This is a genomic window from Geodermatophilus sp. SYSU D01186 (genome assembly GCF_054050215.1).
This window is the reverse complement of record NZ_JBJGYW010000010.1, coordinates 1-14191: the sequence shown is the minus strand read 5'-3', so window position 1 is coordinate 14191 and position 14191 is coordinate 1. Positions and strand designations below refer to the sequence as shown.

Here is a 14191-nt window from a genome sequence, read left to right as displayed (position 1 = left end):
ACCTGCCGACGTGCCCCCGTGCCGGTTGGAGGAGACCACCCATGGCCAGAGGTGTCCGTTTCTACGAGGCCGGCGGTCCCGAGGTGCTGCGCTGGGAGTCCATCGACGTCGGGGACCCCGGTCCGGGGCAGGTGCGGGTCCGGCACGCCGCGGTAGGTCTGAACTTCGCCGACACCTACTTCCGGACCGGCCTGTACCCCGCCGCCCTCCCCGCCGGGATGGGCGTCGAGGCGGCCGGCGTGATCGAGGCGGTCGGGCCCGGCGTGACCGGCTTCGCCGAGGGCGACCGGGTCACGTACACCGGCAGCCCGCTGGGCGCCTACAGCACCGAGCGCGTGATGGACGTCGCCCCGCTGGTCCCGCTCCCGGACGCGATCCCCTTCGAGACCGCCGCCGCCATGACCATGCGCGGCCTCACCTGCGCCTACCTGCTGCGCCGCATCGCACGGCTCGAGCCGGGGGACACCGTCCTGCTGCACGCGGCAGCCGGCGGCGTCGGGCTGATCTTCACCCAGTGGGCGAAGCTGCTCGGGCTCACGGTGATCGGCACCGTCTCCACCGACGACAAGGCCGAGGTCGCCCGGGCCCACGGGTGTGACCACACGATCATCCACTCGCGCGAGGACGTCGCCGCCCGCGTTCGCGAGCTCACCGACGGCGCCGGTGTCCCCGTCGCCTACGACAGCGTCGGCCGGACCACCGTCGCGTCGTCCCTGGACTCGCTGAGCCGGCGCGGGCTGCTCGTCTGCTTCGGCACGGCGTCCGGGCCGGTCCCGCCGATCGACGCGGTGCAGCTCGCCGTCAAGGGCTCGCTGTTCGTGACCCGCCCGGCGCTCGCCGACTACATCGCCGACGAGACCGAGCGGGCCGCGCTCGCCGGTGAGCTCTTCGACCACGTCGGCTCCGGCCGGATCGTCGTCGAGATCGGCCAGCGCTACGCGCTCGCGGACGCCGTCACCGCCCACCGCGACCTGGAGTCCGGCCGCAGCGTCGGCTCCTCGGTCTTCTGCCTCGAGTCCGCTGCCTGAGCGGGCCCGCCACCCCACACCGCACCGAACAGGAGCCATCCATGCACACCGTCGTCCACGGACCCGCCCTGCGCGAGGACCTGCCCTCGCTCCACGTCGGCCCCCGCGCGATCGAGGTCGTCCCGCTGACCGCGACCATCGGCGCCGAGCTGCGCAACGTCAGCCTGGCCCAGGCCTCGCGCGACGCCGCGCTCTTCGGGGAGCTCCGGGAGCTGCTGCTCCGGTACAAGGTCCTGTTCTTCCGGGACCAGGACATCACCCGCGCCGAGCACGTCGCGCTGGCCGAGCGGTTCGGCCCGCTCGAGGACCACCCGGTGGCCGGCAGCGACCCGGAGCACCCGGGGCTGGTCCGCATCTACAAGGACCTCGACAGCCGGCCCGAGCACTACGAGAACGCCTTCCACTGCGACGCGACCTGGCGGGAGATCCCGCCGATGGGCTCGGTGCTCCGCTGCGTCGAGACGCCCCCCGTGGGTGGCGACACCATCTGGGTGGACATGGCCGAGGCGTACCGCCGGCTGCCCGCGCACGTGAAGGAGCAGATCGCCGGTCTCCGGGCGCGGCACAGCATCGAGGCGAGCTTCGGCGCCGCGATGGACCCCGACCAGCGGCGGGCGCTGCACGAGCGCTTCCCCGACGCCGAGCACCCGGTCGTGCGGACGCACCCCGAGACCGGCGAGGAGATCCTCTTCGTCAACGCGTTCACGACGCACTTCGTCAACTTCCACACGCCGGAGAACGTGCGTTTCGGATTCGACTACGCACCCGGTGCCGGCGAACTGCTGCACTACCTGATCCGCCAGGCCGCCGTGCCCGAGTACCAGGTCCGCTGGCGGTGGACCGAGAACAGTTTCGCGATCTGGGACAACCGTTCGACCCAGCACTACGCCGTGCAGGACTACTGGCCCGCCGTCCGCAAGATGGAACGCGCGGGAATCGTCGGCACCGAGACCCACTGACCATTCTTCCCGACAGGAGAAATGCCGTGTACTTCCTCGACGACTCCCTGTTCCCCGAGAACCAGGAGAAGCTGGTGATCACCGCCGCGCCGTACGGGCCGGAGTGGGAGCCGGCGGACTTCCCCGAGGACATCCCGCTGACCATGGACCAGCACGTCCAGCAGGCGGTGGACTGCTGGGAGGCCGGCGCCACGGTGCTGCACATCCACGTGCGCGAGCTGGACGGCAGGGGCTCCAAGCGGATGTCCCAGTTCAACGAGCTGCTCCGCCGGCTGCGCGAGGCCGTGCCGGAGATGATCCTGCAGGTCGGCGGCTCGATCTCCTTCGCCCCGGAAGGGGACGGAGCCGAGGCGAAGTGGCTCAGCGACGACACCCGGCACATGCTCGCCGAGCTCGACCCGAGGCCCGACCAGGTGACCATCGCGATCAACACCTCGCAGATGAACATCGTCGAGCTGATGACCGACTCGGACATCGCCGGGACGTCGTTCCAGCGGCCCGACCTGTACGAGACCTACCGCAACATGGAGGTGCCGGCGAGCCCCGCGTGGGTCGAGGAGCACCTGCGGCGCCTGGTGGCGGCCGGCATCCAGCCGCACTTCCAGCTGGCCCACTCCGCCCAGCTGGAGACCGTGGAGCGGCTGGTCCGCCGCGGCGTCTACACCGGCCCGCTCAACATCACCTGGGTGGCCATCGGCGGCGGCTTCGACGGCCCGAACCCGTACACGATGATGGAGTTCATCCGCCGGGTGCCGGACGGCGCGTCGCTGACGCTCGAGAGCATCATGCGCAACGTCCTGCCGATCAACACGATGGCGATGGCCCTGGGCCTGCACACCCGCTGCGGCAACGAGGACACGCTCTGGGGCCGCCTGGGTGAGCGGTGCACCTCCGCCGGCGCCGTCCGCCAGCTGGTGCGGATCGCCGGGGAGCTCGGGCGCGAGGTCGCCACCGGCAAGGAGGCCCGCGAGATCTACCGGCTCGGCGAGTACTACGGCAGCGCCGACGAGGCGCTGGCCCGGCTCGGCTACCCGCCCAACCGCCGGCCCGGCCAGGTGGGCTTCCTGCACCACGCCTGACCCACCGTCCGGGGGGTGCGCGCCCGGTGGCCGCACCCCCCGCCCGGTCGACCGCGTCCGCCGTCGACCGTTGTCGCTCGCACGCCGGAACGGGGCACGGCGTCGTACCCTCCGTCGCACTGGAGCGTCGTCATGGCATCGCTGGTCACCGAGGGCGAGGTCGGCACCGTCGTCGACCGGGCCCCCTCCGCGCGCACCCGCCGGGTGTTCCCCTGGGTCGTCTTCACCCTCACCTTCGCACTGCTCCTGTCGGACTACATGTCCCGGCAGGTCCTCTCGGCCGTGTTCCCCTTCCTCAAGCTGGAGTGGGCGCTGACCGACACGCAGCTCGGGGCGCTCACCAGCGTCGTCGCGCTGACCGTCGGGCTCCTGGCCGTACCGCTGTCGCTGCTCGGCGACCGGTGGGGCCGGGTCCGCGCGATCGTCCTCATGGCCACGATCTGGGGCCTGGCCACCGTCGGCTGCGCGATCGCGGCCAACTACGAGCAGCTGATGCTCGCCCGCGTGTTCATCGGCCTGGGCGAGGCCGCCTACGGCAGTGTCGGGCTGGCCGTCGTCCTCGCCGTCTTCCCGGCCTCGCGCCGGGCCTCGTTCACCGGCGCCTTCATGGCCGGCGGCTCCTTCGGGTCGGTGCTCGGCGTCGCGCTGGGCGGCGCGCTCGCCGTCCACCTCGGGTGGCGCTGGTCGTTCGGCGTGCTGGCGATCCTCGGGCTGGTCCTGGTCGTGCTCTTCCGGGTGTTCATCAGCGACGCGAAGCTGGCCCGGTACCGGGTCGACGAGGTCGCCGAGGGCGAGCCCGTGTCGGCGACGGGAGAGCGGGCGCGGCTGCGCACGCTGTTCAGCACGCCGTCGGTCATCTGCGCCTACCTCGGCAGCGGCCTGCAGCTGTTCATCGCCGGCTCGCTGTTCGCCTGGCTGCCCAGCTACCTCAACCGGGCCTACGACCTCCCGCCGGACCGGGCGGCCGCCCTCGCCGCCGTCGCCATCCTGTTCATGGGGACCGGCATGATCGCCTGCGGCTGGATCACCGACCGGCTGAGCCGGCGCGTGGCCATCCGCAAGTGGACGTCGGCCAGCGTCTACTCGCTCGTGTCGCTGCTCTTCCTGGGTGGCGCGTTCGCCCTGGGGCCGGGCGCGGCGCAGCTGCTGCTCCTTGCGATCGGCGTCTTCTTCGCCGCGGGCACCGCCGGCCCGGCCGGTGCGATGGTGTCCAACCTGACCCACGAGTCGATCCGGGCCACCGCCTTCGGCACGCTCACGCTGGCCAACAGCCTGCTGGGGCTGGCGGCCGGCCCGCTGGTCACCGGCATCCTGGCCGACCGGCTGGGCCTGGGGACGGCGATGCAGCTCGTGCCGCTGGCCGCGGCCGGCGCGCTGGTCGCGCTGGTGCTGGGCCGCCGGGCCTACCCGGCCAGCCTCTTCCGGGTGGGCGCTCAGACGGTGGCCCGGTGAGCGCGGCGACCGTCGACCGCGGCCCCGTGGAGGACGACGCCGCCGTCCGGGACGCCGTCGAGGGCGGGACCGCGGGTGTCGTCCCCGCCGCCCGCCCCCGGCGCTGGCCGGGGCTGGTCGCCGCGGCCCTGGGCCTCGGTGGCGCGGTGCTGGCCCACCGCCTGGTGCCCGCGGTCGGCGTCCTGACGTGGGCCGTCGCCCTCGGCATGGTCGCCGGGAACACCGGGCTGCTGCCCGGGGCGGCGCGGCAGGCGCTCGGCCAGGTGACCAGGCGCCTGCTGCGGATCGGGATCGTGCTGCTCGGCTTCGCGGTGTCCTTCGGCGCCATCGTCGCGCTGGGCGCCGGCACCGTCGCCCTCGTCGCGGGCACCCTCGTCGTGACCCTGCTGGTCACGACCTGGCTGGGGAACCGGCTGCGGCTCGGACGGGCCCGCAGCCTCCTGATCGGAACCGGCTTCGCCATCTGCGGCGCCTCGGCCATCGCCGCGATGGAGGACACCGCCGGGGCCGACGAGGAGGACGTCGCGGTCGGGATCGCGATGGTCACCCTGTTCGGGACGCTGGCCATGGTGCTGCTGCCGCTGCTGCAGCGGCCGCTGGGTCTGAGCGACGTGCAGTTCGGGATCTGGGCCGGGGCCAGCATCCAGGAGGTCGGGCAGGTCGTCGCGGCGGCCGGCACCGGTGGGGCCGCCGTCGTGGCCGTCGCCGTCGTCGTCAAGCTGACGCGGGTGCTGCTCCTCGCGCCGGTCGTCGCGGCGGTGAGCGTGCGGCGTCGGCTGGCCGAGCCCGGGCGGGAGACCGCGGCGACACGGCCGCCGCTCGTGCCGCTGTTCGTGCTCGGTTTCCTCGCCTGCGTCGCCGTGCGCAGCACGGGGATCGTCCCGGAGGACGCGCTGACGGTGATCTCGCAGGTGCAGGTGGCCGCCCTCGGGGCCGCGCTGTTCGGCATGGGCGCCGGGGTGCAGCTGCGCTCGCTGTTCCGCGGCAGCGGCTCCGCGCTGCTCGTGGCGACGGCCTCGACGCTGCTCGTCGCCGGCGTCTCGCTGGCCGGGGTCGTGCTGCTCGGCCGGTGACCGGCACGCACGTCGACCCGGACGCGGAAATGGAACGGAATGGATTCCCTCCACTTCAACATATAGCGCCACGGGGGACTTGTGGCAAGACCCGGGGTGGGCCGCAGAATCGCCGGCCGAGGTCGAGGAAGTGCGGGATCGGGATGCGATTCCTGCGGTCGGCCTCGGATCGGAGCAGATGACGTGAGTCCGCTGACCACCAGCGCGTTCGACCTCCCCGACAACCTCGCCGCCAAGGCCGACCCGGCTCTGATCGCCCGCGACGAGCAGCACTTCGCCGCCATCGCCGACAGCCTCGAGCAGGCCATCGCCGACCTGACCGACCGGCTCGCCGCCGAGCGCAGGGCGCCCGGCGGCATCGGCCAGGAGGCGCTGGACCGGGACCTGGAGATCCACCGGCTGACCGCCCGCCTGCGCGCCCTGCGTCGCTTCGGACTGGACCTCTGCCTCGGCCACGTGGTCGGTGCCGACGACGGCGAGCCTCTGTACGTCGGGCGGCTCGGCCTCACCGACAGCACGGGCCGCCGGCTGCTGGTCGACTGGCGCTCCCCGGCGGCGGAGCCGTTCTTCGGGGCGACCCACGCCGACCCGATGGGCCTGGCCAGCCGCCGCCGGTACCGCTGGACCCGCGGCCGGATCAGCGACTACTGGGACGAGGTCTTCACCGCGGACGGGTTCGAGGGGCACGCGGCGGCCCTCGACGACCAGTCGGCCTTCATCGTGAGCCTCGGTGGCACCCGGTCGGACCGGATGCGCGACGTGCTCGCGACCATCCAGGCCGACCAGGACGCGATCATCCGGGCGGGGTCCGAGGGGCCGCTGGTCGTCGACGGCGGGCCGGGGACCGGGAAGACCGTCGTCGCCCTGCACCGCACCGCCTACCTCCTCTACGCCGACTCCCGCCTCGGGCACCGCCGGGGCGGCGTCCTGTTCGTCGGGCCGCACCAGCCCTACCTGGCCTACGTCTCCGACGTCCTGCCCAGCCTCGGCGAGGAGGGCGTGCAGATCAGCACCCTGCGCGACCTCGTCCCGCAGGGTGCGACCGCCGGGGTCGAGCCGGACCCGCACGTGGCCGGGCTGAAGTCGTCGGCGGACCTGGTGGCCGCGGTCGAGACGGCGGTGCGGTTCTACGAGGAGCCGCCCACCACGGGGATGTGGGTCGAGACCCCCTGGTCCGAGGTCTGGCTCGGCGCCGAGGACTGGGCCGAGGCGTTCGGGACGCCGGATCCCGGCACGCCGCACAACGAGGCACGCGACCAGGTCTGGGACGCGCTGGTGGCGATCCTGGTGGACCGGCACGAGGACGACGACGCCGCGCCGGAGCTCGTGCGCCGGTCGCTGCTGCAGAACCGGGAGCTGGTCGCGGCCGTCGACCACGCGTGGCCGCTGCTCGAGGCGACCGACCTGGTCGGGGACCTGTGGTCGGTGCCGGCCTACCTGCGCAGGTGCGCGCCGCGGCTCGATCGTGAGGACGTCCGGGCCCTGCAGCGCGACGACCCCCACGCCTGGACCGTGTCGGACCTGCCGCTGCTCGACGCGGCCCGTCAGCGACTCGGCGACCCGGGGATCTCCCGGCGCCGGCGTCGTCAGGAGGCCGCGGCCGCCGCCGAGCGCGACCGCATGGCCGACGTCATCGACGAGCTCATCGCGACCGACGACTCCGAGCTGCTGCTGATGACGACCCTGCGCCACTCCGACCTCCGCGAGGCCCTGGTCGACGAGGCCGCCCTGCCCACCGCGGACCCGGACCTGCTCGCCGGCCCCTTCGCGCACGTCGTGGTGGACGAGGCGCAGGAGCTGACCGACGCGGAGTGGCAGATGCTGCTGCTGCGCTGCCCGTCGCGGAGCTTCACCATCGTCGGCGACCGGGCGCAGGCCCGGCACGGCTTCCCCGGGTCGTGGGAGGAACGGCTCCGGCGGATCGGGCTGGACGACGTCCGCCTGGCCTCCCTCACCGTCAACTACCGGACGCCGGCCGAGGTGATGGCCGCGGCCGAGCCGGTCATCCGTGCGGTGCTGCCGGACGCCAACGTGCCGACGTCCATCCGCAGCGGGGCGCCAGTCGTCCACGGGGCCGTGGCGGACCTGGGCGCGGTCCTCGACACCTGGCTCGCCGCGCACGCCGAGGGGGTCGGCTGCGTCATCGGCGACCCCACGTTCCGCGGGACGACCCGGATCCGGTCGCTGACCCCGGAGCTGGCCAAGGGGCTGGAGTTCGACCTGGTCGTGCTCGTCGACCCCGAGGCGTTCGGCACGGGCATCGAGGGCGCGGTCGACCGCTACGTCGCGATGACCCGGGCGACCCAGCAGCTGGTCGTCCTCACGTGAACCAGGTGACCCGCTCCGGCTGGACGGTGAACGGGTTGGCCCACTCCGAGGGGGTGCCGGTGATCGGCTGGGCGTCGGTCACGACGACGAACGGCGTGCCGGGGTAGACCGCGAGCACGCGGGACGTCGAGGTGAGGGTCTCGGTGCGCTCGACCAGCTCGCCGCGACGGAGGTGCTGCGTGGTCCGCTGCCCGCGCAGCTCCTCCCCGACCTCGGCGACCCACTCGGCGCCGTCCTGGGTGAAGACGATCGACTGCACCCGCCGGCCCGGTGGGGCGGGCTCGCACCCGGCGAACTCGGCGAGGGCGTCGTAGAGCCGCTCGGCCTGCTCGTCGTCGCTCGCCCGCGGGAGGAAGAAGGCCACCATGCCCCCGATCCTCCCCGCAGGCACCGACGGTCGGGCTGCGCGGTCGCGGCTGGGGTGCCACCGTCGGGCATGCGCACCCGCGGACCGCTGCTGGCCCCGGCGCTCGTCGTCCTGGTCCTGAGCGGCTGCACCGGCGAGGCGGTCGAGCCCGCCGCCGGCACCAGCCCGGCGACGGCCGCTCCGGAGCCCGCGCCACCCGACCCCGCGCCACCCGACCCCGCACCACCCGACCCCGCGCCGGCCGACCCGGCGCCGGCCGACCCGGCCCCGGACCCGGCGGCGGTCGCGGCCGCCGAGTCGGAGGTGGCCGCGCGGGAGGCCTCCGTCACCGTGTCGCCGGTGGTGGCGGCGTGCGACGAGGTGGTCGAGGAGCTCACCGACGCGGTGACCCGCTACGAGGTGGAGGCGCTCTCGGAGGGCGCCGGCGGTGGGGACCGGAGCGCCGCGGCCGCGGACATGCGGGCGGCGTGGCAGCAGGCCGAGGACGCCGCGCAGCGGGGTGGCGCCGGGCTGTCCGCGGCGGCCGCGCCCGCCATGGCCGCGGTCACCGTCCTGCACGACGGTCTCGCCGTCCGTGTGACGCTCGACGAGAGCGACGCCGATCCGTGGCGCGACGCCCGCGAGTCGCTGCAGGCCTGGTGCCGCGCGCAGGCGTGAGCCGGGGACCGGCCCGGACCGGCAGGATCCCGGACGTGCCCGCCGCCGACGCCGCCGCCTGACCGCAGCCGTGCCCCACGACCGCGAGACCGCCGACCGCGTGCGCCGGCTGCTGGGCGCGCACGGCGACGTCGTGGAGAAGCCGATGGTCGGCGGCGGCCGCTCCTTCTCCGTGCACGGGCGCATGTGCTGCGGCGTCACCGCGACGGGGCTGCTGGTGCGGGTCGGGCCGGAGGCGGTGGCCGCCGCCCTCGAGGAACCGCACGTCGGCCCCATGGAGCTGGGCGGGAGACGGCTGTCCGCCTTCGTCCTGGTCGACCCGGCGGGCTACGCCACGGACGCCGCGCTCGACGGCTGGCTGCGCCGCGCCCTCGCCGTCGTCGCGGGCCGGGAGTGAGCCGGCGGCTCAGTCCGCCAGGGCGACCATGACGGCGGCCAGCCACAGCGCGACGGCGTGCGCGCCGGGGTCGGGGTGCCCCACGGCGCGCGCCCCGAGGTAGCTGGACCGGCCGAGCCGCGCCTCGATCTCCGCGGTCGCCCGGGTGCCCTCCTGCGCCGCGGCCACGGCCGCCTCCAGCGCCGTCCGGGGGTCCGAGCCGCCGGCCACGCCGCGGGCGAGGGCGTCGGCGGCGGGGCGCAGGGCGTCGACCATGGTGCGGTCCCCAGGCCGGGCGCCGCCGATCTCCTGGACGCCGTCCACGGCCACGGTGAACGCCGCCGCCCACCCGGCCGCGCCGGCAGCGCCATCGTCGGGCAGCGCGGCCGCGGCGCGCATCAGCATCGCCGCGTACAGCGGCCCCGAGGTCCCGCCGACCGACCTGCGCACGGTGGCCGACGCGGCCCGCAGCACCGCCGCGGGGCCGTCCTGGCCCGGGTAGCCGGCGACGTCGGCCAGCAGCTGCCGGGCGCCGCGCGCCAGGCTGGTGCCCAGGTCGCCGTCCCCGACCTGCCGGTCGAGGTCGGTGAGCTCCTCCTCGGCGTCGAGCAGGCACGTGGCCGCCGCCTCCAGTGCCCGCCGCAGCGGGTCGCCGGCGGCCAGCTCGCCACCGGCAGCCGGGTCGTCGGCGTCGGGGACCGCGACGGTGCCCGGCTCCGCCGGGGGAGTGCCGCCGTGCGCCGACCAGGCCGGGGCGGTGGTGGGGGCGTCGAGCGCGGCCAGGACGTCGTCGTCCACCGGCAGCAGGCTCAGCGAGCAGCCGGCCATGTCCAGTGCGGTGAGGAAGCTGCCCACCCAGATCCGCTCCACGACCAAGCCGCGGCGGCGCAGGTCGGCCAGCGCCGCGCGGGCCATCACGTCGAGCTCGATCGGCGGGGTCGCCCCGAGCCCGTTCACGAGCAGTGCGACGCGGGTGCCCGCGCCGTGGCCGCCGTCGGCGACGATGCGGTCGAGCAGCCCGGCGGCGATCTCGTCGGCCGACCGGGCGGGGGTGCGCTCGACCCCGGCCTCGCCGTGGATGCCCAGCCCCCACTCGATCTCGTCGGCGCCCAGCGAGAACGAGGCGCGGTCCGCGCCCGGCACGGTGCACGCCGACAGGGCGACCCCCATGGTCCGGACGGCGCCGGCAGCCGCGCGCGCCCGGGCGGCGACCTCGGTCAGCGGCCGGCCCGCCTCGGCCGCGGCGCCGGCGACCTTGTGCACCAGGACGGTGCCGGCGATCCCGCGGCGTCCGGCCCCTCCCGCGGCCGCCAGGGCCACGTCGTCGGCCACCACGACCACCTCGACCGGCGTCCCCTCGGCCCGCGCGAGCTCCGCGGCCAGGCCGAAGTTGAGCCGGTCGCCGGTGTAGTTCTTGACGATCAGCAGCACCCCGGCCGGTGACGCCACGGCGCGGACGGCGGCCAGGACGGCGTCCACGGACGGCGAGGTGAAGACCTCGCCCGCCACCGCCGCGGTCAGCATCCCGGCCCCGACGTAACCGGCGTGGGCGGGCTCGTGGCCGGCGCCGCCGCCGGAGACCACCGCGACCCGCCCCGCGTCCCGGACCGCCGCCACGTCGCTGCGCACCGCCGTCGTCCAGCCCGCGAGGCGGGACGTGCCGGCGACGGCGCCGGTGAGGCCGTCGAGGGCCTCCGCGACGACGGTCCGGGGCTCGTTGATCAGCTTGTTCATGGGATGGTCTCCTCGACGGGCTCGGGGTGGGGAGGGCGCGGACACGACAGGGAGGGGAGCCGGGGTGAGCGGTCGGGAACCGCACCGGGACAAGCTGCCGGTGACCATCGACCGCGAGGCGTACACGCCCGCCTACCTGGCCCTGGTGTCCAACGCCCTGTCATGGGGCTCGACGTTCCAGTACATGCGCCGCTTCGGCGTGGGGGTCAACGACTGGCGGATCATCTCGGCGCTCGGCAACCACCCCGGTGCGACAGCGGGAGAGGTCTGCACCGTGCTGGGGCTGAACAAGTCGGTGGTCTCCCGCAGCGTGGCCGGGCTGGCCGAGCGGGACCTCGTGACCATCGAGCGGGCCGACGGCCTGCGGCGGCTCTACCTGACCGCCGACGGCGTCGCCCTGCACGACGAGCTGCTGCCGCTCGCGCTGGAGCGGGAGCGGTGGATGCTGCGCGGTTTCAGCGACGCGGAGCTGACCCAGCTGCGGGACTTCCTGCGCCGCATGCACGACAACCTCTCCGAGGTCGCCGACCCCGGCGCCGGCCTCGACGGCGACGCCGCACCGGAGCCGCGTCCGGACCGCTGAGCGGCGGCGGGCCATCGGCATCGGTCCTCCTCGCGGGGGGTCGGGCAGGGGTCGGTGCTCGGCAGTTCATCAAGCAACTCATGCATGGGGCGCTCTTGACAAGCCGTCCCGGCGAACTGTCCACTACGCCGAGTTGATTTAGCAACTGCCATCCCCGGCCACGCCCCTGGAGCTCGATCATGACCAGCACCACCGGACGCCCCGTCGTGGACGTCGACCCGTTCAGCAGGGCGTCGCTGGCCGACCCGCTGCGCGTCGACACCCTCGTCCGCGAGACCGCGCCGGTCGTCTGGCTGCCCGCCCACGAGGTGTGGGCCACCGGCCGGCACGACCTGGTCGAGGAGGTGTTCAAGGACTGGGAGCGGTTCACCTCCACCGCCGGGACGGGCGTGACCAACACCCGCCGCGCGGAGAACTGGCGGGAGCCGAGCGTGCTGCTGGAGGCCGACCCGCCGGACCACACCCCGCGCCGGGCGGTCATGACGCGGGTCCTCGGGCCGGCCGCCGTCCGCCGGCTGCGCGCGGACTTCGCGGCCACCGCCGAGCGGGTGGTCGACGAGGTGCTGGAGCGCGGGGAGTTCGACGCCGCCACCGACCTCGCCCAGGCCTTCCCCCTCACCGTGCTGCCCGACGCGGTCGGCTTCGTCCCCGAGGGGCGCAAGCACCTGCTGCCGTACTCGAACCTCAACTTCCAGGCGATGGGCCCCCGCAACGAGCTCTACGACGAGGCCGTCGAGCTGGCGGGGGACTCGCCGGCCTACGTGGCCTGGCAGATGCGGCGCGAGGCGCTGCGGCCCGACGGGCTCGCCGCGGACATCTTCGCCGCCGCCGACACGGGGGAGATCTCCGAGCACGAGGCCGCGATGATGGTCCGCTCCATCCTGTCCGCGGGCGTCGACACCACCATCTACGGCGTCGGCCTGACGCTGCGCGCGCTGATCGAGAACCCCGACCAGTGGCAGTTGCTGCGCGAGACGCCCACGCTCGCCCGGTTCGCCTTCGACGAGGGCCTGCGCCACACCGCGCCCAGCCCGATCATCGGGCGGACGACGAACGTGCCGGTCGAGCTCGGCGGGGTCCGGCTCGGCGCCGACGAGAAGGTGCTGCTGTTCCTCGGCGCGGCCAACCGCGACCCGCGTCGCTGGGAGGACCCGGACGAGTTCCGGATCACCCGTCGCGCGACCGGCCACCTGGCCTTCGGCACCGGCATCCACGGCTGCGTCGGCTCGCTGATCGCCCGGCTGGAGGCGGAGTGCCTGCTCTCCGCGCTGGCCCGCCGCGTCGACCGGTTCGAGCTGACCGGCGAACCCCGGCTGATCGCCAACAACTGGCTGCGCGGACTGCAGTCCCTGCCCGTCCGCGCGCACGCCGCCTGACCGACCCCGCGCACCACCCCCCGACCCCTCGTCGACCAACGGAGGACGACATGAGAACCCCCACGCGCTCGCTGCTGGCCGGCCTGGCCGCCGCGACGCTCACCCTCTCCGCCTGTGGGAGCGGCGACGGCGACACCACCGCCGGCGCCGCGAGCACCGGCGCCGGCGAGCTGCAGAAGGTCACCGTCGGCGTCGTCCCGGTGGTCGATGTCGCAGCGCTGTACGTCGGCGAGGCCCAGGGCTTCTTCGCCGACCGCGGCATCGAGCTCGACATCCAGTTCGGCACCGGCGGCGCGGCGCTCGTCCCCGGCCTGATGAACGACTCCTACGACTTCGTCTACGCCAACGTGGTCACGCTGCTGCAGGCGCGCGACGAGGGCCTGCCGCTGTCGGCCGTCGCCGAGGGCGGCCGGTCCACCGGTGAGGAGGGCGCCGACCACGGCGGTGTCCTGGTGCCCGAGGCCAGCGACATCCAGGACGCCGGTGACCTCGCCGGCCGCCGCGTCGCGGTCAACGCCCTGCTCGGCCTGCACGAGCTCACCACCCGCGCGGCGGTCGAGGCGGCCGGCGCCGACCCGGACTCGGTGGAGTTCGTCGAGCTGCCGCTGCAGGACATGGCCGGCGCCATGGCCGCCGGTCAGGTCGACGCGATCGCGACCAGCGAGCCCTTCCTCGGCGTGGCCAAGGCGCAGGCCAACCGCCTGGTCGCCTCCCAGTTCGTGGAGACCGACCCCGACTTCGTCACCGCGCTGTACGTGACCACCGAGCAGAAGACGCAGCAGGACGCCGAGCTGGTCGAGGCCTTCACCGCCGCGGTCGAGGAGTCCATGGAGTACGCCGCCGGCCACGACGACGAGGTCCGTGCCGAGCTGCCGAACTTCACCCAGATCGACCCGGCGCTGATCCCGACCATGGTCCTGACCCGGTTCAGCAGCGACCTGCCCCGCGAGCCGCTGGAGCGGGTCGCCGAGGTCGCGGAGGACAACGGCGTCCTGGAGGACGGCGCCACCGCGCTGGACGGGCTGCTGGCCCACCACGAGGAGGGCTGACCGACCGCCGTCCGCACGACCGGGGGGGGGGGGGGGGGGGGGGGGGGGGGGGGGGGGGGGGGGGGGGGGGGCGGGGGGGGGGGGGGGGGGGCGGGGGGGCGGCGGGGGGGGTGGTGGTGGGGGTGGCCGA

13 protein-coding genes are annotated in these 14191 nt (G+C 74.9%); 11 read left to right on the top strand and 2 right to left on the bottom strand.

What is annotated here, in order from left to right:
• Positions 1 to 41 precede the first annotated feature (41 nt).
• From ACI784_RS09495 to helR, 6 genes are all read left to right on the top strand, one after another.
• Positions 42 to 1028: a quinone oxidoreductase family protein gene (locus tag ACI784_RS09495; protein WP_457013293.1), complete on the top strand. Its 987-nt coding sequence runs from the start codon at positions 42 to 44 to the stop codon at positions 1026 to 1028.
• A gap of 41 nt (positions 1029 to 1069) precedes the next feature.
• Positions 1070 to 1987 carry a TauD/TfdA dioxygenase family protein gene (locus ACI784_RS09490; protein WP_456923528.1) on the top strand — a complete coding sequence of 306 codons (918 nt, stop codon included), beginning with the start codon at positions 1070 to 1072 and terminating at the stop codon, positions 1985 to 1987.
• Positions 1988 to 2013: 26 nt separating this feature from the next.
• Positions 2014 to 3066, top strand: coding sequence for a 3-keto-5-aminohexanoate cleavage protein (locus tag ACI784_RS09485; protein ID WP_457013292.1), 1053 nt, complete (start codon positions 2014 to 2016; stop codon positions 3064 to 3066).
• 132 nt (positions 3067 to 3198) lie between these two features.
• Positions 3199 to 4518, top strand: a complete 1320-nt coding sequence (locus tag ACI784_RS09480; protein WP_457013291.1) for an MFS transporter — start codon at positions 3199 to 3201, stop codon at positions 4516 to 4518.
• Positions 4515 to 5591: a YeiH family protein gene (locus tag ACI784_RS09475; RefSeq protein ID WP_457013290.1), complete on the top strand. Its 1077-nt coding sequence runs from the start codon at positions 4515 to 4517 to the stop codon at positions 5589 to 5591. Before ACI784_RS09480 ends, ACI784_RS09475 begins: the two co-directional genes overlap by 4 nt.
• A 183-nt stretch (positions 5592 to 5774) precedes the next feature.
• Positions 5775 to 7919 (top strand): RNA polymerase recycling motor ATPase HelR, encoded by a 2145-nt coding sequence (gene helR / locus ACI784_RS09470; RefSeq protein WP_457013289.1) that lies wholly within the window; start codon positions 5775 to 5777, stop codon positions 7917 to 7919.
• On the opposite strand, the gene ACI784_RS09465 is transcribed toward helR, so the two are convergent.
• Positions 7912 to 8286: a hypothetical protein gene (locus ACI784_RS09465; RefSeq protein ID WP_457013288.1), complete on the bottom strand. Its 375-nt coding sequence runs from the start codon at positions 8284 to 8286 to the stop codon at positions 7912 to 7914. The two genes, helR and ACI784_RS09465, sit on opposite strands and share 8 nt — an antisense overlap.
• A 69-nt stretch (positions 8287 to 8355) precedes the next feature.
• Here ACI784_RS09465 and ACI784_RS09460 point away from each other — a divergent pair, with 69 nt between their 5' ends.
• Together ACI784_RS09460 and ACI784_RS09455 are read left to right on the top strand one after the other, a co-directional pair.
• Complete coding sequence (locus tag ACI784_RS09460; RefSeq protein WP_457013287.1) at positions 8356 to 8943, top strand: hypothetical protein; 588 nt, start codon at positions 8356 to 8358, stop codon at positions 8941 to 8943.
• A gap of 70 nt (positions 8944 to 9013) precedes the next feature.
• Positions 9014 to 9340 (top strand): TfoX/Sxy family protein, encoded by a 327-nt coding sequence (locus ACI784_RS09455; RefSeq protein WP_457013286.1) that lies wholly within the window; start codon positions 9014 to 9016, stop codon positions 9338 to 9340.
• Between the two features lie 9 nt (positions 9341 to 9349).
• On the opposite strand, the gene dhaL is transcribed toward ACI784_RS09455, so the two are convergent.
• Positions 9350 to 11053: a dihydroxyacetone kinase subunit DhaL gene (dhaL, locus tag ACI784_RS09450; protein WP_457013285.1), complete on the bottom strand. Its 1704-nt coding sequence runs from the start codon at positions 11051 to 11053 to the stop codon at positions 9350 to 9352.
• Positions 11054 to 11117: 64 nt separating this feature from the next.
• Between dhaL and ACI784_RS09445 the strand changes: the two genes are divergently transcribed.
• From ACI784_RS09445 to ACI784_RS09435, 3 genes are all read left to right on the top strand, one after another.
• The gene (locus ACI784_RS09445; protein WP_456923519.1) at positions 11118 to 11636 is read left to right on the top strand and encodes a MarR family winged helix-turn-helix transcriptional regulator; all 519 of its coding nucleotides are present in this window, start codon (positions 11118 to 11120) and stop codon (positions 11634 to 11636) included.
• 179 nt (positions 11637 to 11815) lie between these two features.
• Positions 11816 to 13012: a cytochrome P450 gene (locus ACI784_RS09440; protein ID WP_457013284.1), complete on the top strand. Its 1197-nt coding sequence runs from the start codon at positions 11816 to 11818 to the stop codon at positions 13010 to 13012.
• Positions 13013 to 13062: 50 nt separating this feature from the next.
• Positions 13063 to 14061, top strand: a complete 999-nt coding sequence (locus ACI784_RS09435; protein ID WP_457013283.1) for an ABC transporter substrate-binding protein — start codon at positions 13063 to 13065, stop codon at positions 14059 to 14061.
• The last annotated feature ends 130 nt before the right edge of the window (positions 14062 to 14191 follow it).